At 64.4% G+C, this 24,136-nt stretch carries 2 protein-coding genes; both read right to left on the reverse strand.

The genetic code is table 11. From position 1 onward, the window contains the following. Window positions 1-158: 158 nt before the first annotated feature. Window positions 159-12,152: a non-ribosomal peptide synthetase gene (locus O9H32_RS08270; protein WP_269865484.1), complete on the reverse strand. Its 11,994-nt coding sequence runs from the start codon at window positions 12,150-12,152 to the stop codon at window positions 159-161. A 34-nt stretch (window positions 12,153-12,186) separates the two neighbouring features. Continuing rightward, on the reverse strand, window positions 12,187-24,102 hold the full coding sequence (locus tag O9H32_RS08275) for a non-ribosomal peptide synthetase (RefSeq protein WP_269865485.1): 11,916 nt from the start codon (window positions 24,100-24,102) through the stop codon (window positions 12,187-12,189). Between the last annotated feature and the right edge of the window lie 34 nt (window positions 24,103-24,136).

The raw sequence follows: 24,136 nt of genomic DNA on the forward strand, positions 1-24,136 counted from the left end.
GTCCTTGGGTGGATTGTTGTCTTGGGGCTTGACGTTGAACCGCGTGTTGCTTGAAGCTGCTCTCTACTAAAAAGAATCGGCGGCCCGGCCGGGTCCGAAGGATCCGCTACCCGTGGGGCCGCCGAGTGAGCCGGTGAAGAAGTCAGCGGGGCGCGGTGCTACAGGACTTGCTGCCCCGCGGCAGATGGGCTCAGCAGAAGATGCAGGATCTCCGCGTTGCGTGCCAGATGTTCCCGCTCCAGCATGTCGGTATGCGTGCCGCTGCCCTGGTGGACGGCTATAGATCCCGCAGCCGGCGCCTTGTTCCACGAAGCGGATACGCCCGAGCCCTCCGCTTCGAGAAGATGAATGCGTGCGTGAAGCCGGGCCGAGTTCACTATCCCGTTCAGGCAGCGGCGGTAGCCGTTCATCCGCTCCGCCGCTTCCCTCCGGAGTGCCGGCACCGCGAGCAGGCCGCCATAGCGTGCCTCCGCTCCCCGGAGCGCTTCCTCCGTCCCCAGGTGCAGCTGCTCTTCGGAGATCTGGATCGCCTCATCCTTGCGCGCCGTATCGATCAGAATCAGCCCGGCCACCTCTTCTCCGCGCGCTTCGAGGATGGCTGCGACTTCGTACGCGAGATTGCCGCCGGCCGAATAGCCCAGAAGCACATAGGGACCATCCGGCTGCATGCGCCGGACCCAATCCGCGTATGCTTCAGCTCGATCCTCGGGTAACTCCGAGGGGGCGCCGGGATGAAAATCAAAAGCAAACCACGTATAGTCCGGCAGGGCGTCAGCCAGGCCTCGGTACTCGAAGCCATAGCCTGCGACCGGCGGGAAGCAGAAGATGCTGCCGGTGCCTCCGCCCTCGTTCAGCCGGACGACCGGCTGCTCGGCCGTGCCGCGCATCCGCTCCAGGCTCTCGAGCTGCTCGGCAAGCGTCTCTATGGTGCGGCAGCGGAAGACCAGCGGCAGGGGCGCTTCGATGCCGAACTCGGCCCGGATGCGGACGGTGAGCGCCGCTGCGAGCAGCGAATGCCCGCCGATGGCGAAGAAGTCCTCCCTCACTTCGATGCGCTCCAGGCCGAGCAGCTCGCGCCAGATCGCCGCAAGCCGCCGCTCTGTCTCCGTTCGCGGCTCCTGCCCTTCCGCCGTCATCGAGGCGCCGATCTGGGCCAGCCTGCTGCGGTCGATCTTGCCGTTGGCCGACAGCGGCATCGCCGCAAGCGGGATCACCTGCGCCGGAAGCATATATACCGGCAGCGTCCGGGCCAAGTATTCGCGCACCTCGGAAGCGGTCAGCCGGGGCTCCGACACCAGATACACGCAGAGCTGCGTCCCTCCGGTGCCGGGCCGTGCGGTGGCTGCTGCCGCTACTACGGCTTCATGCTGAAGCAGTCTCTGCTCGAGCTCGCCGAGCTCGATCCGGTAGCCGCGCACTTTGACCTGATGGTCCTTGCGCCCGAGGAACTCGAGGTTCCCCTCCTCCTGCAGCCGTCCGAAGTCCCCGGTCCTGTACATCATGGCACCGGCCTGGCCGTCAGGGTGGAACGGGTCCCGTACGAAAGCAGCCGCCGTCCGATCGGGGTCGTTCATGTAACCGTCCGCCACCCCGATGCCGCCGATGCACAGCTCTCCCGTCATGCCGGCGGGTACCGGCTGTCCATAAGGGTCGAGGACATAATAGCGGGTGTTGGCGATCGGCTTCCCGTAAGGGATGCTGGTCTGTCCTTCGCAGGTACCGCGAATCGGATAGTGGTTCGACCAGACGGCGGCTTCCGTTGCTCCCCCGAGTCCCACGACTTGAACTTCCGGGAAGCGGCGGGCGAGCCTTTGGTGCAGCGTCACGGGAATCCAATCCCCGCTCAGGAACGCAAGCCGCAGCTCGTGCTGCCTGCACTCATCCCCTGCCTCCTCCAGCGATTGGACGAGGTAGCTAAGGGTGGTCGGCACCGAATCCCAGAAGGTAATCTTCTGCTCCCGGAGCAGCCTCCACAGCTCTGCGGGGTCTTGAATGTCTTCCTTGTCCGCGATGACCACGGTCCCTCCGGCGGCGAGGATACCAAGGAGGTCGTAGACCGACAGATCGAAGCACAACGAAGTCACCCAGAGCAGCCGGTCGGCTGCACTCACATGGTAGGCTCCGTTCACCCAGTGAATCAGATTGACCGCTGAACGGTGCCGGATGCGTACGCCTTTGGGCTGACCGGTGGAGCCTGAGGTGTAGATCACATAAGCCAGGTCGTCTGGGCTCCGTTCTCCCCCCCATGCAGAGTGAATCACACGGCCGTTCGCAGCCGTCCCTGCAGCGCTTCCTCCGGAAGGTCCGAGATCCATCCGGAGGACTGGCAGCCCTGCCGTGTCAAAAACCGGCGGAGCATCGGTCAGGATCGCAGCGGCTTCCGAATGCCGGACGAGATAAGCCTGCCGCTCGGGCGGATAATCCGGGTCGACAGGCACATACGCCGCACCGGCCAGGAGAATGCCCAGCATCCCCGAAGCCGCGTCGAAGCCCCGCCCGGCAATCAACGCCACGCAGTGTCCGCGTCCGATCCCGGCCTCGCGCAGGGCCTCGGCCCATGCGGCGGACCGCTGCCTCAATTCACCGTAGGTCATCGACTGATGACCGTGGACGAGCGCCGTGCGCCCCTCGGCCTGTTCCGCCCGGGCCAGGAATAATCCGTCCAGCGTCATGTCCCGCGGATACGGGGAGGCCGTCTCGTTGAATGCCATTACTGTCTGCTGCAGCTCTGCGGGCGACAGGATGCCCAGGGCGCCGAGCCCAGCCGCCGGATCTGCGGCAATCCCCTCGAGCAGCCGCAGCAGGTGGTCTTCGATCCGCCCGATGTCGGTATCCCTGTATACGAGAGCGTTGAATGCGAATTTGATCGTCAGCCCGTTCTCCGGCAGCACGAGCAGGTTGAAGTCATAATTCGTCTGTTCGTAGAGCTCGACCTCCTGGAGCCGGAGTGCGGAGGAGTCCGGCCCGTCTTCCGGCCCGGTGCCCTTCAGGGGGAAGTTCTCATAGACGAACAGGTGGGATATCAGTCCGGCACCCTGGCCTCCGAGCATCTCGGAGAGCGGGAACCAATCATGCGGTGCAGAAGCGGCCGAGCCCGCAACCGCTTGGGTAAGAAGCTCCTGGAAGGTCATCGCGGACCCTGTCCGGAGGCGGACTGGTATCGTGTTGATGAACAGTCCGACCATCGATTCGGCGCCGGGCAGGCCGGCAGGACGCCCGGATACGACCGTACCGAAGATCACATCGGTGGTGTGGTTGTACTTGGACAGCAGCAGCGCCCAGGCGGACTGCAGGAGCAGATTCATCGTGGCCCCGCTCCGGGCTGCGGCCGCCTCCAGGCGCCGGAGCAGCTCAGGGCCCAGGGAAAAGCTGTGATTGCGCTGGAGATACGTCTGACCTCCAGATGAGGCTTGTACTCTGCCCAAAGCCGGCACGCCCGTCTGCTGTTCGCAGCCGGCCAGCACCTCTTCCCAGTAGGCTGCGGCCTGCTCCTTGTCTCTCTTCTCCAGCCATTCGATGAAATGGCGGTAAGGCTCCGTCTGCGGCAGCGCGGCTGGCCGGCCGGCGATGGCTGCGGTATACAGGGCTTGAAATTCGCGCAGCAGGATGCCGACGCTCCAGCCGTCCATCAGAATATGATGATGGCTCCACACGACCTCGAAGGTGCTTTCCCCCGTCCCGAACACGGCGAACCGCATGAGCCCGCCGCTGCTGAGATCAAAGCCGTCCGACCGGTCTTCCCTTTGGAAAGCTTGGATCCGGCGTCGCTGCTCCTCCGCGGTCAAGCTGCGCAAGTCCTCGTATCTCACCTCCAGGCTCCTCCGGGTAAGTACGGCTTGAAGCGCACCTCCCTCGGTGCCATGGCGGAATACCGTGCGCAGGATATCATGACGCGAAGCGATAGCCCGGACGCATTCCGCGAATGCCGGCATATCCAGCCGGCCCTCGAAGGAGAGCGTCAGCTGCTCGAAGTAAGCCGGCGAGTCCGGATCGAACCGCGCGTGGAACAGCAGGCCTTCCTGCAGCGGGGACAGCGGGTAGATCCGCTCGATGACCGGGAGTTCGGATGAAGCTTCCGATGAGGCTTCTGATATGGCTTCCGATAAAGCTTCCGATATGGCTCTAGATGAGGCTTCTAATGAGGCTTCTAATGAGGCTTCGAATAAGGCTTCTGATGAGGCTTCATCTGAAGCTTTTGCGCTGCGCCCGCGCAGCTCGGCCTCCCAGCTTCGCAGCTCACGGATCGACAGGCGGGTGCAGCCCAGATCGGAAGGCGTCGGCAGCCCTTCCTGCTGCGCCAGGCAGTGGTCCGCCAGCAGCAGGAGCTCCGAGCGGAAGGCGTCCGCCAGCCTCCGCACCGCGGCTTCCTCCAAGTCCCCGGGTGTGAATCCGAAGCTGAACTGCAGCCTCCCATCCGACATCCAGCCGCTGACGAGCAGCCGGTTCAGCGGACCAGCGGCTGGGGAGATCTGGTCGCCCGAATAACCCGAGAGCGGCGAAATCCCGATTCCCTGCGGATCTCCCGATGCGGCGGAGCTGCCGATGTCGCCGAGATAATTGAAGCTGATCTCCGGTCTGACGCCGAAGTGCTGCCCCTTGCGCAGATGCTCCGGCGTCAGGTAACGCAGAATGCCGTATCCCATCCCTTTGTTCGGCACGCGCCGAAGTGCCTCTTTGACCTCCATCAGGCAGTCGCCAGGCGGAAGACCGGGCTCCAGCCTCAGCGCCACAGGGAACACGGAGGTGAACCAGCCGACGGTCCGGGAGACAGGGAGCTCCTCGCCGGCCGGCTCCCGGCCGTGTCCTTCCCACTCAATAGCGGTAACGGAACCCCCAGTCCATCCGTTCACGGCCCGTGCCAATGACGTCAGCAGCACATCGTTGATCTCCGTGCGGTAGACCCGGTGGCAATCAGCGGCAACCCGCTTGGATTCTTCGGGCGTGAGCTCTATCGTGCGGGAGTCTCCCCGTTCCTCTATCTTCCCCGCGCCTGCTTGAGGCAGCCTGCCGGCTTCCTGCGTCAGCTGTTCTACTTTGGACCAATACGGGATTTCGGCAAGCAGCTTCGGAGAGGAAGCGTAGGCATGAACCTGCTCCGACCACGCCTGCCAGGACAGCGTCTTCGCCGGCAGCCGGATCTCCCGGCCCTGCATCGCCTGTTCGTAGGCTGCTCCGAAGTCTTCCAGGAGAATGCGCCACGAGACGGCATCGATCACCAGATGATGGATGGAGACCAGCAGATGATCCCCTTCCGCCGTACGGAAGAGGCCCAGTGCGATCAGCGGTCCCTCCGCGAGATTGTGGCCCGCCTGCAGCCTGCGGCATTCGGCTTCGATCCGGTGCTGCGGCTCTTGCTCCGAGCGGAAGTCAAACGACTCGAGCCGGAACGCACGGCCCTGCGCCGCTTCGATGCTGCGGTTCCACTGCACGGGGGCGTCCTCCGCTTCGCGGAAGAGCATCCGCAGCGCATCGTGATGTCCTGTGAGCAGCGTCCAGACTTCGCGCAGCACAGGTTCGTCGAACCCCTGCGGATGGAACAGCATGACGGATTGATTCCAGTGGTGACGGTCCGCCAAGCCAAGGCTCCAGAACCACTTCTGGATGGCGGTCATAGGCACCTCGCCTTCGACCGCCTCCTGGGGCAGCTCCTTCTCGAGCGGCCATACTCTCGGGGCCAGGGCGGCAATGGTCCCGTGGCGGAACAGCTCCTTCATCTCGAGCCGGAAGCCCTCGGCGTGCAGGCGCGCGGCCATCTGAATCCCTTTGATCGAGTCGCCCCCCAGCTCAAAGAACGGTTCGTAAATCCCAATGGGACCGCTGCCCAGCAGCTCTTCCCAGATCCGCGCCAGCAGGGATTCCATCGCGGTTCTTGGCGGGACGAAGGATGCACCCTTGCTTCGATCGGCGGTGCGCTCCAGTGCGCGCCGGTCCACCTTGCCGTTCACCGTCAGGGGAAGCTGTTCCAGCTGCACTACCCGAGCGGGAACCATATAGTCCGGCAGCGTCAGGGAGAGCGTCTCGCGGATCGACGCTTCCGTCAGCCCTTCGGGGGCGCTGATATAAGCCCACAGCTCCCTGCTTCCGCTGGAGGTCTCTTTGGCGACGACAACAGCTTCCCGAATGGCCGGGTGCTGAAGCAGCCGGCTCTCGATCTCGCCGAGCTCGATGCGGTAACCGCGGATTTTCACCTGGGTATCGAGCCGTCCCAGGAATTCCAGATTCCCGTCCGGCCGCCGTCTCACGAGATCGCCTGTCCGGTACATGCGGCCGCCCTCCGTGAAGGGATCCGGGACGAACGCAGCCAAGGTGAGCTCCGGGGCACGCCAGTATCCGCGGGCCAATCCTCCCCCTACGATGCAGAGTTCGCCGGGAATGCCTTCCGGCTGCAGCTGGCCATAGGGGCCGAGCACGTAGATCTGGACTCCGTCGATCGGAGCGCCGATCGGGATCAGGGACTCCTGGCGCTCCACGAGGCAGCTTGTGGTAACGACGGTATTCTCGGTGGGGCCGTAATTGTTGTGAAGCTGGTACGGCTGCGGCCGGTACTGCTTGAGCTGGTCGCCGCCGGTGAGGAGAGCACGCAGACGGGATGGCGCCTTCCCTTCCATGAACCGCTCGCAGAGCTGCGTGGGCAGGAACGACACGGTGATGCCTTCTCGCTCATAATAGTCCCGCAGTCCCTCCATCTCCAGCCGGAGGGCGGCAGGCACGATATGCAGGGAGGCCCCGCAGAGCAGCGCGGGGAACAGCTCCCAGACCGCGGCGTCGAACCCGAAGCCGGCGTACAGCGTACAGCGGTCCGCGGCGGTTAAGCCAAAGTGCCGGATGTGCCAGCGGGCCAGCTGCACGACGCTGCGGTGCTCGACCATCACGCCCTTGGGGCGCCCGGTCGTGCCGGAGGTATAGATGAGATAGGCCAGGCTGCCCGGGTCCGGATCACCTGAAGCGCCGGCTCGTACAGCAGAGAAAGACTCCAGCTCCGTGCGTCCCCATTGGTGTTTCCACTTGGGGCGGCTGCGGCCGGCAGGAAGAGCGGCCGCCCCCTTGTCGATGCGGATCAGCACATCATAGCGGTAGCGGGTCAGCTCGTTCGGGATCGTGCCGAGCTTGGCGGAGAAATCCAGCCCCCTCACCCCGCCGTGGTCAGCAGCCCAATCCTCGAAGAACCCGCGAGAGAGGAACAGCTCCGAATGGAAATCCGTTTTGGTAAGTGCCTGCGGGTGTGCCCGCTTGTAGGCATGCAGAGACTCCAGCAGGTCCGCCTTGCTGTCCTGGTCCATGACGTCGCCGATAAACAGCATCCCCTGCGCCTTCAGCAGCCCTGCCGCCTGGGCAAGCACCTGGCGCAGGTAATGGTGGCCATGGAACACCTGCACCACGCTGTTCAGGATGATGAGGTCAAAATCTCCTTCCTCCACTTCGCCGATCCGGTGGGCAGGCAGGCACTGCAGCCGGATGTTCTGGTGTCCTTCCCGCTCTACGCGCTCCCGGTCCTTCTCGATGATGACCCGCGACAGATCGGTACCGTAATACAGACCTACCTTAGGGGCGATCCGGAACATCGAGATCCCTGTGGCACAGCCGATCTCCAGCACGCGCAGCTCCGGATGGAGGTACGGACGGAGCTTCTGCAGCACATTCTCGCCGTACTCGTCCATCTCCTCGCGGGAGAGCGGCTCCCGCGTGTAGCTGCTCGTCCAGCCGCCGCCGGTGATGTCGTCGTCCGCTTGTTCGCCGACTTGCTCCCAGAGCGCTTCGGCCATCAGGTCGTTGTGTTCGCCTTCCGTCTCGGCATACACCTCGTAGCTGTCGAGGCAGAGGTAGGCGCGGAAGGCCGGGCATTCCCACTGCAGCCGGTTCAGCAGCGGCAGCTGGGCACGGTCCGTCAGCACCACGCCCGATCCTGCATCGCCGAGCACATTGCGGATCCGTTCGGCCGGCAGATCCGGATCGAGCGGCACATAGGGCGCACCGGCCTTCAGGATGCCGAGGATAGCCGCAATCCGGCGGGGCGACGGCTGCATCAGCACGGCTACAGGGTGCTCCTGCCCCGCGTCCGGGCAGGTCCGGAGCAGCGCCGCAATCCGGTTCGCCTCCTCCTCCAGCTGCCGGTAAGTCCACGAATCCGTCCCGCTGACGACGGCGGTCTCCTCCGGCGTCCGGTCTGCCTGCTCTTCGAACATGGAGTGCAGGGTCCCCTCGGGCAGATACTCCGCCGGCATGTTCCCGCGCTCCGCCAGCAGCTGCCTGCGTTCATCCTCCGTTAGCAGCTCGATCCCGGACATCGGACGGTCCGGCTGTCCGGCGGCCTCCCCGATCACCCGCACCAGATGCCGGCTGAATCTCTCCATCGTGGAGCGGTCGAACAAATCCGTGCTGTATTCGAGCTGAAAGCGGATCTCTTCCCCCCGCTCCCAGACAAAGAGCGTGAGATCGAACTTGGAGGTGCCGCCCGTATAAGGCACGGCTTCGACGGACAGATCCCCCAGCCGGAGGTCCGGCAGGTCCATGTTCTGGACGACGAAGGCCGCGTCGAACAGCGGGCTGCGCCCCGGCTCCCGCTGCAGTCCGCAGCGCCGGGCGAGCTCTTCGAACGGATACTCCTGGTGCGCATAGGCATCCAGCGAGAGGCTCCGGATCTCGGCTAGATACGCACGGAAGGTCTTGCCGCTCGACGGGCGGCTGCGGAGAACGAGCATATTGACGAACATGCCGATCATCGCCTCGGTATCCGTATGCGTCCGTCCCGCCGCTCCCGTGCCGACCACGATATCTTCACTGCCGGCATAGCGGGACAGGAGCTTTTTGAATCCCGCCAGGAGCACCATCTGCAGCGTTGCCCCTTCTTCTGCAGCCAGTCTCCGCACCGAAGCCGCCGCCTCCTGCGGCAGCGAGAAGTGGAGCTGATCTCCCGCAAAGCTCTGTACAGGCGGCCGGGGGCGGTCGGCAGGCAGGTGGAGCAGCGGCCAGTCCGGCGTGATCTGCTCCAGCCAGAAGGCCTCCTGCGCTCTGCTGCGCTGCGCCCCTTCCCCTCTCTGCTCCCATACCGCATAATCCTTGTACTGGGTACGGGGAGCAGGCAGATGGCTGCCGTCATATAGGGCCGTCAGTTCCCGGACGAGCACGCCGAGCGATGTCCCGTCCGCCGCAATATGATGGATGTTAATGAAGAGCAGGTGATGCTCCTCTTCCAGGCGGGCCAGCCCCACGTGCGGCAGGCATGGCAGGGAAATATCGAAGGGCCGGTTGAATGAAGCCAGGATCTCCTCCCGGGTGCTCTGCTCTCCGTCCATAACCTTCATTTGAAAATCAAAGGTATCGTGCACCTGCTGCACCGGTTCCCCTTCCACCGTATGAAAAGAGGTGCGGAGCGCTTCGTGGCGGCGGATCAGCTCAGTGAACGCCAGGCCGAGACGCTGTTCATCCAGTTCTCCGCGAAGGGACAGCACAACCGGAATATTGTAGGAGATGCCGCTGCCCTCCAGTCGGTCCAGGACATACATCCGTTTTTGTGCGGAGGATACGGGATAGAAGGCTTGCGGGGACACGGCAGGAATCGGCGTTCGTCCCGGACCGGACGCAGGCTCGGCCGAATCGATATAGGCGGCCAGCCGTTCCACGGTCGGTTCGCTGAACAGCACCTTGATCGGCACGTCGATCCCATACCGCTCATGGATGCGGGACAGCAGGGTCACCGCTTTCAGGGACTGGCCTCCCCGCTCCAGGAAGGAGTCGCGGACCCCGACCGGCGAGGTCTCGAGCAGATCTTCCCACAGGCGGACCAGCACCTTCTCCGTCTCCGTCACCGGGGTCACGTAAGGCGATGAGGCCTGGGCGCCCGCAGCAGCTGCATGGCCTGCTGACAGGAGCCCGGCTTCGTCCACCTTGCCGTTCACCGTGAGCGGCATCGCACGCAGCCGGATCAGCTGTGCCGGGATCAGGGCAGCCGGCAGCTGTTCGGCCAGCCGCCTGCGAAGCGCCGTATCCTCCACGTCCTCCCCGGCGGTGTAGAAGCCCCACAGCTCGTGGTCGCCTTGAAGATACGGCTTCACCCGTACGGCGGCTTCCAGGACACCGGGTACTAGGCGCAGGATGGCTTCCACCTCGCCCGGCTCCACGCGGTGGCCCCGGATCTTGACCTGCCGGTCCAGCCGGCCGAGGTAGGCCAGCGTCCCGTCCGGCCGCCAGCGGGCCCGGTCGCCCGTACGGTACATCCGCCCGCCCTCGCGGAACGGATCGTCCACGAATCGGGCCGCCGTCTCGTCCGGCATATTCCGGTAGCCGCGCGCTACGCCGCCGCCCCCGACATACAGCTCTCCCGGCACCCCGGGCGGCAGCAACCGGCCGTCAGGCCCGAGGATGTAGGCAGTGGAGTTGGAGACCGGCCGGCCGACCGGAAGGGGGGCGGGGCGGTCATGTGCCTCGACGCTCTCCCGGTCCACCCGGTGAACGGCAGAGAAGGTGGTGTTCTCCGTAGGGCCGTACCCGTTGTACAGGGTAAGCCCTGGACAGGCAGCCAGCACCTGCCCGGCAGCCTGGGGCGACAGGACGTCGCCTCCGGAGATCAGATGGCGGACGCCGGCGAAGAGTCCGGGATCTTCGGCAGCAAGCAGGTGAAACAGCGGTGCGGTCAACCACATCATCGTGATCTGCTGCTGCGCTAGATACGCCTTCAGACGGCCGGCGTTCAGCAGCGTGTCCCGTTCGACAGGAACGAGCGTCGCTCCATGGAGGAGCGCCCCGAAGATCTCGAGGGTGCCCGCGTCGAATCCTACGGCGCCCGTCTGAGCGAACCGCTCCTGGGGTCCGAAAGGAAGATAGTCCGCCCCCCGCACCAGCCGGATCACATTCCGGTGCGTTACCATGACCCCCTTGGGGCGGCCTGTCGTACCGGACGTATACATCACGTAGGCTAGGCTGCCGGGGCCCGCGCTGACCACAGGTTCCGACGCATCGGCATGCTCCGGCCATGTGCCGCTGCCGAGCTCCAGCCTGCAGCCGGCGTACCCTTGCGGCAGTTCCTCCCCGGGTGCTGCCAGCAGGATCCGGACGCCGCTGTCTTCCAGCAGGAATCGCATGCGCTCCGCCGGCAGCTCGGGATCGAGCGGCACATAGGCGCCGCCTGCCTTCAGCACGCCCATGATAGCCGCAGCCATCATGGAGCTGCGGCCGGAGAGCACGCCTACCGGTTCTTCCGGCGTCAGGCCGAGCGCCAGCAGCTGGTTCGCGAGCCGATTCGCCCGGAGATTCAGCTCGCGGTAGGTCCACCGGACCTCCCCGTCGTCCACAGCGGTGTGATCCGGGGTCCTGAGGACCTGCTCCGTGAACAGGTCCCCGATCGACCGGTCCGCTGGATAAGGAACTGCCGTATCGTTATAGGTATGAAGCAGGAGGTGCTCCGTTTCCTCGGTGAGCAGGTCGAGGCTCTCCAGCGGTGCATCCGGCTCGGCCAGTCCCTTGCGGTACAGCTGAAGCAGAACATCGCCCGCTTGGGCTATGGAACCCTCCAGGTAACAGCCTGCAGGATAGTGGATCGTGAGTTGGATGCCTGTCTGTTCCTTGCGGAAGGCAAAGATCAGGTCGGCCGCAAGCTCCTGCGCCTTCCCCCTCCCGTGAAAACCCTCCAGCAGTACGACGGTTCCCCCTGCCGGGCGCTCTACCGTCCCGCCATCTGCGCCGTGCAGCAGACGGTGTAGCTCGGCCTCCGGAATCCGGGCATGGCGCTCGGCTTCGGATACGGTGCGCCGGAGCTCCTCCAGCAGCTTTCGGAAGCTAAGCCCGGCCTCCTGCCGGATCCGCAGCGGGAGCAGCCTCCCGTAACCTCCCGCTTCCTCCCCGGCAGCAAGCGGCATGGCGAGGAGGGTCTCGCCGCTGCCGTTATACCGTTCCAGAAGGGCCTGGACGCCGCTGAGCAGCAGGAGATACAGGGCCGCCGGACTGCCGCCGCCGGCTCTCTCCAGTCTCCCGCTCAGGTCTTCCGGCAGGGAGAGTGTCCAGCTCGCGCGGTCTTGCGGCGTGCCGGACAGCGGGCCGGCATCCGGGGGCAGCACGCTCCTCGGAAGCGGCGGCTGAAGCGTCCGGCTCCAATAGTTCGTCACCTCCCGCTGTTCGCCTAGGGTCATCATGGTCTCTTGGGTTTGCTCGCGGTTCACATGCATCCTCCTGTCTGGTTCACTGCCACGATCGTTACAGCTGAAATTCGATGGTTCCGGCGAAGGCCTGCGGCTCTGTCCCCGCGCCCATGTCCGTACCGGTACGTATGCCGAAGGGAAGATCCCGGAGCAGGGTATCGCGGTGCGCCGGCAGCAGCTCCAGCAGCAACACGTAGGACTCCGCCCACTGACGCACAGTCTCCTGTTCGAACAGCGACCGCGCATACTCCCACCGCAGCCGCAGGGCGCTTCCGCCTTCTGCCGGTCCGATCTCGGCAGCTTCCAGCATGAGATCGAATTTGGCTGCAGGCTGTTCGAACGGGAACGGCCTTAGAGTCAGCTCACCGCATGCCGAAGGCGGATTGCCTTGCTGCCGCAGCGCGAACATCGTGTCGAAGATCGGGTGCCGCCCTTCCTCTGTACGGTCCGCGAAGGTCTCGGCCAGTTTCTCGAACGGATAGTCCCCATGCTCGAAGGCCCGGAGAGCTTCCTCCTTCACCGATTGAAGGAATTCCTCTACGGTCAAGTCTCCCGGTACCCCGGTCCGCAGCACCAGCGTGCCGACGAACATCCCGATGAGGGGCGTCCAGTCGCTGGAAGTCCGGCCGGCGAGCGGCGTACCGATCAGGATCTCTTCCTGCCGGCACAGGGAGCTCAGGAAGAGGGTATAAGCACTGAGGAGGACCATATATAAGGTGAGCCCGGTCTCCGACGCGAGCTTCTTGATCCCCTCGACGGCAGCAGCGGACGCCTCGACTTCGATGCTGCTTCCCAGGTAGCTTCTGACGGATGGACGCGGCCGGTCCGTAGGCAGCTCCAAGGGCTTCCAAGGCCGCGACAGCCGGGCGTTCCAGTAGGCCTCCCCGGCCAGATAACGCTGGCCCGATGCCATCTCCCTCTGCCAGAGCGCGTAATCCCCATACTGCAGGGACAGAGCCGGGAGCTCTCTCCCTTCATAGAAGGCGATGAGCTCACCGATCAAAATATCCATCGATGCCCCGTCCGATACGATATGGTGGATGTCGGACAGGAGCAGATGCCGCCCCGGTCCCAGCCGGAGCAGCTTCGTCCGCAGCAGCGGGGCCTGCGTCAGCTCGAAGGGCCGGATGAAGGCTTCGATGGCAAGGGCCGCCTCATCTTCCGGCGTCTCGATCCATTCCAACGTGAAGTCCGCTTGGGGCAGCGCCCGTTGAACCGGCTCCCCGCTCCGGATCTCGAAGACGGTCCGCAGCGCTTCATGCCGCGCGATGACTGCTTGGAGAGCGGCTTCCAGCCGCGGAATGTCCAGCGGACCGTGCAGCTCCAGTACGCCGGGCATGTTGTAGCTGAGGTCCGCCCCCGTCGCATGGTGCTGCAGGTAAATGCGCTGCTGTGCCGGGGACAGCGGGTAGGTTTCTCTCCGCTCTGCCTTCCGGTCCACCCTCCGCAGCGCTTGGCTAGCGCCACGTCGTTTGTCATCCAAGACAGCTGCCAGCCTCTCGATCGTCGGCCCCCGGAAGATGTCGCTGAGCGTGAGCTCCACGCCATACTTCTTGTGGATAGCCGCCAGCAGCTCGGCGGCCCGGAGCGAATGACCCCCGCGTTCGAAGAACGAATCGCGGATGCCGATCCGCCTGACGCCGAGCAGCACTTCCCACATCGCTGCGAGCTCGCGCTGGCTGTCCGTCTGCGGCGCCGCATAGCTCTCTAGGTTCTCCTCTTCCGGAAGAAGGGCTGCCAGAGCCGCATAATCGATCTTGCCGTTCGGGGTCAGCGGCATCGTGCCGACCCGGATCAGGCGCGCAGGTACCATGTACGCAGGCAACCGGGCTGCCAGACCCTCCCGTAGGCCGGCCGGCGTAAGTTCCGGCTCTGCGGAGAAGTACCCCCGCAGCTCCTGGCTGCCGGTTTCATCCCGGTGCACTATCACGGCCGCCTGCCGTACACCGGCAGAGCTGCGCATGACCGCCTCCACTTCCCCGGGCTCGATCCGATGCCCGCGGATCTTCACCTGCCGGTCCATCCGCCCGAGATAGCGGAGGGTCCCATCCGCACTCCAGCGGACACGGTCTCCCGTCCGGTACATCCTGCCGCCCGGGAGGAACGGATCCGCCGTGAAGCGGGCCGCCGTCTCCTCTGGAAGGCGCCAGTATCCTCTGGCCACGCCGTCTCCGCCAACCCACAGCTCGCCTGGCACACCGGGCGGAAGCAGCTGGCCGTCAGGGCCCAGCACATAAGCTGCCGAGTTGGCGATTGGCCGGCCGATCGGGATGGAGGACAAGACTTGCCCCGGTTCGTCTGAATGCGTGTCTCGGCTGCAGCTGCCCTCCACTCCTATCCGTTCAATCCGGTGCACGGTGGAGAAGGTCGTATTCTCCGTCGGCCCGTACCCGTTGTAGAGCGTAAGCTTCGGGCAGGCGTCCTGCACCCGCCGGACCAGCCCCGCCGCCAGCACGTCCCCCCCGACGACCAAATGCCGGATGCTTCGGAACAGCTCTGGCCTCTCTTCGGCGTGGCGGTGGAACAGCGGAGCGGTCAGCCACAGCATCTCGATCCCGCAGGAGAGCAGGAACGCTTCCAGCCGGCGGGCGGACAGCAGCGTTTCCTTCGCCACGGGGTGAAGCGACCCGCCGCAGAGCAGGGCGCCGAACAGCTCGAACGTGCTGGCGTCGAAGCTGACCGCACCGGTCTGGCCGAACCTGCGGCCCGGACCGAAGGGCACATAATCCGTGCCCCGGACCAGCCGGATGACATTGCGGTGCGTCACCATGACGCCCTTGGGGCGGCCCGTCGTGCCGGAGGTGTACATGAGGTACGCCATACTCTCCGGCCCGGCCGGCGACTGTGGTTCCCCGGCATCGCCCTCTTCGCCTTCAGGCCATGCGTGCTCATCCAATAAGAGCACCGCCGTGTCCATGGAGAAGCTCTTGAGGCGCTCCGCCTCTTCGGGGCCGATCAGGACGATCCGGGCTCCGCTGTCATCCAGCATGAACCGCAGCCGCTCCTCCGGGTAATCCGGATCGAGCGGAACATAGGCGCCGCCCGCCTTGAGGACGCCGAGCACGGCGGCAGCGAGCGCTGCGGATCGCCCGCAGAGCACGCCGACACGCTCCTCGTACGCGAGGCCAAGGGCCTGCAGCCGGTTCGCTAGCCGATTCGCCCGGCCGTTCAGTTCGCGGTACGTCCAGCGGACGGACCCGTCCTCCACGGCCAAGGCGTCCGGCGTAAGGCTTGCCTGCTCGGCGAACAGCGCGCCGATCGTCTTCTCCCGGGGATAAGGCAGCGCAGTTCCGGCATACACCTGAAGCAGCAGCCGGCGGTCCTCAGCCGTGACCGTGGACAGCTCGCCAAGGGCTTTCCCTTCGTTACCATCCGCAGCCTGCTCCAGAATCCGTAGATACGCAGAGGCGAAGCGCTGCACCGTTTCCCTCCGAAACAGCCGGGTCCGGTATTCAAGCGAGAACTCGATCTTCTCCTCGGTCTCCACCGCTTCCAGGGACAAGTCGAACTTCGACACCGGAAAATCGAAGGAGGCGGGAGTGCCGGTGACTTCCCCCAGCTCGAGCGTGGTGCGGAACATGTTCTGAAGCGAGAATACCGTGTCGAACAGCGGGTGTCTGCCCGGGTTCCGCCGGGCGGCGAGAAGCTCCACCAGTGATTCGAACGGATAATCCTGATGCTCCTGGGCCCGCAGTACTCTCTCCTTGAGCCCCGCCAAGAAATCGGCGAAGGTCCGGCCCGGTTCGGGAAGACAGCGGATCACGACCGTATGGACGAACATCCCGACGGTCTCCTGCAGGTCCGTATGGGTTCTTCCGGCAAGCGGCGTGCCGACCCAGACTTCTTCCCCGCCGCCATAGCGGGAGAGCAGCAAGCTGTAAGCTGCGAGCAGTACCAGATAGACGGTGGTTCCCGTCCGGGCTGCCAGGGCGCTGATCTTCTCGGTCAATTCGGAAGAGATGCCGAAGCGGATCCGGCTGCCCTCGAAGTCCTGCAGGGCCGGACGCGGATAGTCCGCCGGCAGCTGCAGTTCGGGTACAGGCCCCACCAGCTCGCTGGTCCAGAACCGTTCGAGCTCCGCCATGCGCCGGGCGTCCGAATTCCCCTTAAGCCATACGGCGTAATCCTTGTACTGGAGGGGCAGCGGAGACAGCGCATCTCCCCTGTAAGCCGAAGCGACATCCCGTATCAGGATGCTCATCGAGATCCCGTCCGAGATGATATGGTGCATATCCACCAGCAGGAATCTCTCGAAGCCCTCTCTTGGTGCGGCAGCGGACACCGCATCCGACTCGGCAACCGTCCCGCCTTCTCCCGGAGGCGGGGTCACAGTAAGCAGCGCCACCCGCAACAGCGGACCGGCGGCCAGATCGAACGGCCGGATGAACCGCGTGAGAGCTTCCTCCAGCGATTCGCCGTCCTGCACCTCCCAGGCTTCGATCCGGCATTGCGCTTCCGGATGGATGTACTGCATAGGCACTCCGTCATTCAGCTTAAATGAAGTTCTCAGCGACTCGTGCCGGCGCACCACGGCATCCAGCGCCTGCTGCAGCCGGGTGTGGTCGGGCTCACCTTGGAGCTGCCATACCGCGGGCATATTGTAAGCGGTAATCCCGCTTTGCCACTGGTGAAGGAGAAACATCCGTGCCTGCGCGGGGGACAGCTCATACTCGTCCTGCAGCGGAGCCGGAGGAATCGGCCTCTGCCCATTCCGTTCGGCGCCGTCCAGATAACGGGCGATGTCCGCAATGGTCGGCGACTCGAAGATCACGCGCAGCGGGACACGCACGCCGAACTGTTGTTCCATCCGGGAGAGCAGCACGGTGGCCTTCAAAGAATGGCCGCCCCGCTCGAAGAAGCTGTCCCGGATACCCAGCCGGCGGGTGCCCAGAAGATCGCGCCAGATCTGCAGCAGAGCCCCTTCTGTCGCGGTCACCGGCTGATCGCCGCCGCAGTCCGCGTCCTCGGACGCAGCCTCACTAGGCAGCGCCCGGCGGTCGATCTTGCCGCTGGCGGTCAGCGGCATGCGCTCCAGCTGGATCAGCCGGGAGGGAACCATGAACCCAGGGAGTTGACGCTCGAGCTGCTCATGCAGCACACGGATGTCGAGCGTCTGCTCCGAAGTTACGTAACCCCACAGCTCGGTTTCCCCTTCCGTGTCGGTGCCAGCCAGCACGGCCGCTTCCCGGATCGGCCCGAGCTGCAGGAGCGCGGCTTCCACCTCGCCCGGCTCGATCCGGTGCCCGCGCACCTTGACCTGCCGGTCCATCCGTCCCATATAGGCGATGGAGCCGTCCGGAAGCCGTCTCGCCCGGTCCCCGGTCCGGTAGACCCGTCCGCCTGGACGGACAGGATCGGCCAGGAACTTCTCGGCCGTCAGTCCGGGCGCACCCAGATAACCCCGGCCGACACCGTCTCCGCCGACGAAGAGCTCGCCCGGCACCCCGACCGGAAGCTCCCGCCCTACTGGCGATACGATATACGCCGTGGAATTGCCGATCGGCCGGCCGATCGGGATCGCTTCTCCCCTAGTGTCCTCAATCTTATGGCAGGTGGAGAAGGTCGTATTCTCCGTCGGTCCGTAGCCGTTCCACAGCACAAGCTGCGGGCAAGCCTCGATCACCGCTCCCACATGTTTCGGGGAGAGGACGTCGCCGCCGATGATCAGCTCGCGGATGCCTTCGAACAGGCCCGGATCCTCCTGGGCCAGCCGGTTGAATAACGGCGAGGTCAGCCACATGACCGTAATGCCCTTGGTGCGGATCCACCGGCGGAAGAGCGCGGCATCCAGCAGCGTCTCTTTCTCCACCGGGCACAAGGTCCCGCCGTTCAGCAGCGCACCGAAGATTTCGAATGTGCTCGCATCGAACGAGATCGCACCCGTCTGGGCCATCCGCACGCCGGGCTGAAGGGATACATAGCCCTCGGCCCTCGCCAGCCGGACGACGTTCCGGTGCTCGATCATCACGCCTTTGGGCTGGCCGGTCGTGCCGGAGGTGTACATGACATACGCGAGGCTGTCCGGACGCACCTGCCGGTTCACTGGCTCTGCGGGGCAGCGCCCGATCTCGGTCCGGCTGAACTGCAGCTTGTGGCGGGTCCGCCCGGCGGATGCTTCTTCCCCTTCACGGGACCTTCCGGCAGGAAGCACCGTCAGCATGGCATCGTAGCGGTAGCGTGTCAGTTCATTCTCTACGGTATGAATCTTGGAGCTGAACTGCACTTCGGCGATCCGCGGGGAGGCGGCGGCTTCATCCTCCAGGAAGCTTCTCGAGACGAACAGCTCTTCCGAGAACTCGAGCTTCGTACCGGCCTCAGGGTGAGCTTGTTTGTACTCGGCAAGCGACCGGTGAAGCTCTTCCTTCAGATCCTGGTCCATCAGGTCGCCGAGGAACAGCATCCCGCCCCGGGGCATGTGGTTCACGGCTTCCCGGATCACCTGGCGGAGATAGTTGTGCCCGTGGAAAGCCTGTATGACCGAGTTGATGATGACGATATCAAAGTCGCTCTCTTCGATGCCGCCGATCTCGTGGGCCGGCAGCGCTTGAAGGCGGATATGCTCCAGCCCCTGTGCCTTGGCGATCTCCCGGTCCTTCTCCACGATGACGCGGGAGAGATCCGTCCCGTAATAAAATCCGGCCAGCGGTGCGAGGCGGAACATCGTAATGCCCGAAGCGCAGCCAATCTCGAGGATCCGGGTGGCTCCGCTCACATAAGGCTTCAGCTTGAGCAGCACGTTGTCGCCGTACTCATCCATCTCCTCCCTGCTGAGATGTTCGCCCGTATAGCTGTCGACCCAGCCGCCGCCTTCGATGTCGTCCGCGGCCTTCGCGCCGACGTACTCCCACAGCGACGCATCCATGAGCTCATTGCGCTCCCGCTCCGGTTCCTCCCGGACCGCATCGGTGTCGAGGCCTGCGAAGGCACGCAGCTGCGGACATTCCCACTGCAGATTGTTCATGAGTTTGACGTGGGCCCGGCTTGTCAGGATGATCCGGATACCCGCATCGTTCACCAGCTTCTTGATGCGCTCCTGAGGCCAGCCGGCATCCATTGGCACATAAGCGCCGCCGGCCTTCAGAATGCCGAGGATGGCGGGCATGCGGTCCCCCGGATTCTCCACCATCATGCCCACCGTCTCCTCCGGGAGGATGCCGAAGCTATGGACAAGAAACTGTGCGATCCGGTTCGCCTCTCTGTCCAATTCCCTGTAAGTCAGGCTGCGGTCTCCATAGTCGACTGCGAGCCGGTCCGGGTACGTACGGGCTGTTTCTTCGAACAGCTCCGGAATCCCCGAATCGCTCGGGTACGCATGGGTCGTGTCGTTATACGAGCTCAGCCGCTCCCTCTCCCCGGGCAGGGCTATATCCACTGCCTCCAGCACGGTGTCCGGTGCCTCCGACAAGATCTGGGCCAGCAGCGCGAACCGCTGGTTCAGCCTCTCGATACTTTCGCGCCGGAACAGCGCCGTGCTGTACTCGGCCAGCAGGTGCAGGCCCTGCTCCGGTCCCGTCTCCCAGGCATACAGCGTAAGATCGAACTTGGAGGTCGTATATCCGAAGGGATAAGGCTCCGCCTCAATTCCCGGGAGAGACAGATCGGGCATGTCCATATTCTGCAGAACAAAGGCCGTATCGAACAAAGGATGCCGGCTTGCATCCCTGGAGATCCCGAGCCGGTCCACGAGAGTGTCAAAGGGATAATCCCCATGCTGGAATGCCGGAAGGGAAGTGTCCTTCAGCTCCCCGACCAGCTGCCGGAACGTCTTGGACGCTTCCGGCCGTGCACGCAGAGCCAGCATGTTGACGAACATGCCGAGCAGGGCGTGCGTATCCGGGTGCGGCCGGGATGCCGACCCGGTACCGATCATCATGTCCTCCTGCCCGGTAATCCGCCCCAGCAGGACAGCATACAGCGACAGCAGAACCGTGTACACCGTGGTTCCCGCTTCCCTCGCCAGCCGCCTCAGCCTCATCGTGACTTCGGCATCCAGTTCGAAGCGCAGATGCTCCCCATCGAATCGCTGCACCCCCGGTCTCGGCAGGTCGGCCGGCAGCTCGAGAACCGGCAGTTCTCCGCCGAGCGCTTCCTTCCAATAGGCTTCCTGGCGCTGAAGCTCCCCTCCCGCCAGCATGCCGTTCTGCCATACGGCGAAGTCTTTGTACTGAATCGGCATGACCGGCAGCCCGCGGTCCGCGTACAGCTCGGAGAATTCGCGGATCAGGATGCCGAGCGATGTTCCATCGATGACAATATGGTGTATATCCAGAAAGAGCACGTGGTGCAGCTCATCCAGCCGGATCAGCTCGGCGCGCAGCAGAGGAAGGCTTGCCAGGTCGAAGGGGCGTATCCGTTCGTGAATCATCTTATCCAGCTCCAGCTCCGAGCCTTCTACGACCCCGATCTCTAGGGCATAAGGCGGATGAATCCGCTGCACCATCTTCTCGTTCACCGTATGGAAGGTGGTACGAAGGATCTCATGCCGCTCGATCAGCCTGCCGAACGCATGGCGTACCCGCTGAAGATCAACGGAACCCTTCAACCGGATGGCCACCGGGATGTTATAGGACGTGCCGGAGCCTTCCATCCGGTCAACGAGCAGCATCCGGGTCTGGGCGGAGGAGACGGGATAATCCCCTTCCTCCCCGGCCTTCGGGATTGGAGGCAGCTCCCTGCGCTCGCCCTCTTCCCCAAGCGAGGCCATGCCGGCTACCGTCGGCGCGGTGTACAGCTGCTGCAAGGACAGCTTGATTCCGAACTTCTTCTGTACTCTCGACAGCAGTCTCGCCGCTTTGAGGGAATGCCCTCCGAGCTCGAAGAAGCTGTCATGGATGCCGACCTGCTCCACCTCGAGCACTTCGGCCCACAGCCCGCAGAGCGCTTCTTCCGCCGCCGAGCGGGGCGCGGCTCGATGCAGGCTGTCATCACCTGCGGAGAGCGCAGGCACGGGCAGCGCCGATCGGTCGGTCTTGCCGTTGGCGGTCCGGGGGATCCGCTCAACAGGAATGATCCGAGACGGAAGCATATAAGCCGGCAGCGATCCCGCTAAGGAGGAGCGCAGCGCGGCGGCATCTCCTCCTTCGCCGAGGACCACATACGCGAGCAGTTCGGATCCGCCGGGACGCGGCCGTACAGCCGCCGCCGCTTCCTTCACCTGCGGGTGCAGGAGCAGATGGTGCTCCAGCTCGCCGAACTCGATGCGGTGGCCGCGGATTTTGACCTGGCCGTCGCTGCGGCCGATGTATTCGAGCTCTCCGTCAGGCAGCCGGCGGACGAGATCCCCTGACCGGTAGAGCCGCTCTCCGGGACGGAACGGGTTCGCCACGAACCGCTCGGCGGTCAGCCGCTCCCTGCCGAGATACCCTCTGGCTATCCCGGCACCGCCGACATACAATTCACCGACCGCGCCTGCAGGCACGAGCTGCTGCCGGTTGTCCAGTACATAACAGCTCATGGTAGGAATCGGTCGGCCGATCACGCTCAGCGCCCGCTCCATCTCCCGTTCGGTGATTTCCTTATACGTAACATGGACGGTCGTCTCCGTAATCCCGTACATGTTGATGAGCCGCGCCCCACTGTACCGCTCCTTCCAGCCCTTGAGCTGGATGGGCTGCAGGGCTTCGCCGCCGAAGATGACATACCGGAGGGACAGATTCTGCTTCTCCCCCTCGCAGGCTTCTTGGGCCAGCGCATAGAACGCCGCCGGCGTCTGGTTCAGCACGGTCACCCGCTCCCGCTCCAGCAGGGACAGGAACCCGGCCGGGTTCTGCGCGGTCTCCTTGGGTACGATAACGAGCGAGCCGCCATAGAGCAGCGCGCCGTACATCTCCCATACGGAGAAGTCGAAGCAGAAGGAGTGGAACGCGGTCCAGATGTCCTCTTCACCGAAATCAAACGGCTGGCGGTCGTTCACCAGCAGCCTCACCACATGCCGGTGTTCGATCATCACTCCCTTCGGGATCCCCGTCGTGCCGGAGGTATAGATGATATAAGCCAGGCTGGCCGGCGTGCTGGCCGGCACAAGGTTGGCCTGATCGTACTCCCCGGCCGAGCGGAGATCGACCAGCACTCCTTGGAGCCTGCGGCCCGAAGTAGTGACCCACACGGGTCCATCCCCATCGTGGATCTCCCGGCCCACTGGAGTAAGGGGCTGTGCGTGCCCCCCGCCCTCCTGCAGGCAGATCACTGACTCCACCGTATCGGGCAGCCCATCTTCCGGCTGTCCGCCGAAGGCCTCGGCCCATGCCTCGCCGGACGTAAGGAGCAGCCGGGCTCCGCAGTCCTGCAGCATGAACCGGATCCGCTCCACAGGGTACGCGGGATCGACCGGCACATAGGCCGCGCCTGCTTTCAGTACAGCCAGGATAACCGTCACCGTGTCCGCCGTACGGCCCAGCAGCAGACTGACGGGTTGGTCAGCTGCGGCGCCGTGTTCCCGCAGGATGCGAGCCAGCCGGTTGGCCCGCGCATTCAGCTCGCCGTAGGTGATCCGCTCCGTATCGCAGACGACAGCTATCCGCTCTGGAACCCGGGCCGACTGCGCTTCGAAGAGCGCATGCAGCGTCGCTTCCTGCGGATAGTGTGCCGCTTCCGTCAGGGCCGCCTTAAGAAGTGCGGTCTTCTCCTCTTCGTCCATCCACTCCAGCTCGGCAGCCGGGGCTTCCGGCCGTTCGACCGCAGAGTGCGCGAGCCGGGTGAGATGCTTCAACAATCGCTCCACGACCGTATCATCAAACCGGCTCTTCCGGTAGAAGCACTGGACCTGCAGCCGTTCTCCGGGATGAATGTTCACATGGAAGTCATAATGCGTCTGTTCGAACCAGTCTGCATCCTCGATGCGGTATCCCGCTTCCTCGCCGCCTGCCAGCGCTTCACGGTCCAGCGGATAGTTCTCGAAGGCGATGACGTGGTCGACCGGCGTTCCGCCTTGCGCGGTCTTCAGTTCCGCCAAGGGGTACGATTCATGGGGCGCTGCTTCCAGAGATGCGCCATGAAGCTCTCTCAGGAGCTCGGTGAACGGGCGGCCGGCTCCCCGGATTCGTACGGGCACCGTATTGATGAACAACCCGACCGCTTCTTCGATGCCGGACAGACCGCTGCTCCGCCCCGATACCACCGATCCGAAGACCGCATCGTCCGTACCTCCGCAGCGGAGCAGCAGAACGCCCCACAGCGTATGGAAGACAGAGCTCAGCGAGACGCCTTCGCTGCGGGCCAGCGCCTGAAGCCCGCTGGTCAGGGCCGCATCGAATAGACAGGACTGGCGGCCCTGCACGTCTGCTGCTTCTATCCCTCCGGAGATCCGGGAGAGACTTCCGGTTCCCGGCAGGCAAGCGTGGGGCTCATACCCTTGGAGAACGGTGGACCAATAGGCTGCCGATGGGGTGAGGTCAAGCGAAGCCAGCCGCTGAAGATGATGGCCGTAAGATGGGGCGATGTGCGGGAGCGGGCGGAGATCCGCTCCTCGAAGGAGCGAGGTGTATCCTTGGAACATGTCCTGAAGCAGAATGGCGAGGGACCAGCCGTCCAGCAGCACATGGTGGAAGGTGATGCATATCGTACTGCAAGCCGGTTCCATAGCAAATACCGTGATCCGGAAAGGCGTTTCCTTGGTTGGCTGGAAGCCCTCCGTCCTCTCCTGCTCACGGAACCGGCGGAGAACCGCCTGCTGCTCTTCTCCTTCCAGACCATAAAGCGTTTCCCAGCGGATGGATGCCTTTCGCTGCTTGAGCACAATCTGCAGAGGCTTCTCGACCCCTGTAGTTTTGAACACCGTCCGCAGGACGTCGTGCTTGTCGATGACCCGCTGATAGCTCGCCAGCCATGCCTCCCGGTCCAGCTCTCCGCGGAAGGTCAGCACCATCTGCTGAATATAGTCCCCTGCCCCGGATCCCCACTGCGTATGGAACAGCATGCCTTCCTGCAGGGGGGTCAGCCCGTATATATTTTGGATCTCCAGTTGGTTCGCCATGCGATCTGTCCCACTCCCGGTCCTAATAGTATGA

Origin of the sequence: Paenibacillus caseinilyticus (assembly GCF_027533645.1) — a bacterium.
GTDB lineage: Bacteria > Bacillota > Bacilli > Paenibacillales > NBRC-103111 > Paenibacillus_G > Paenibacillus_G caseinilyticus.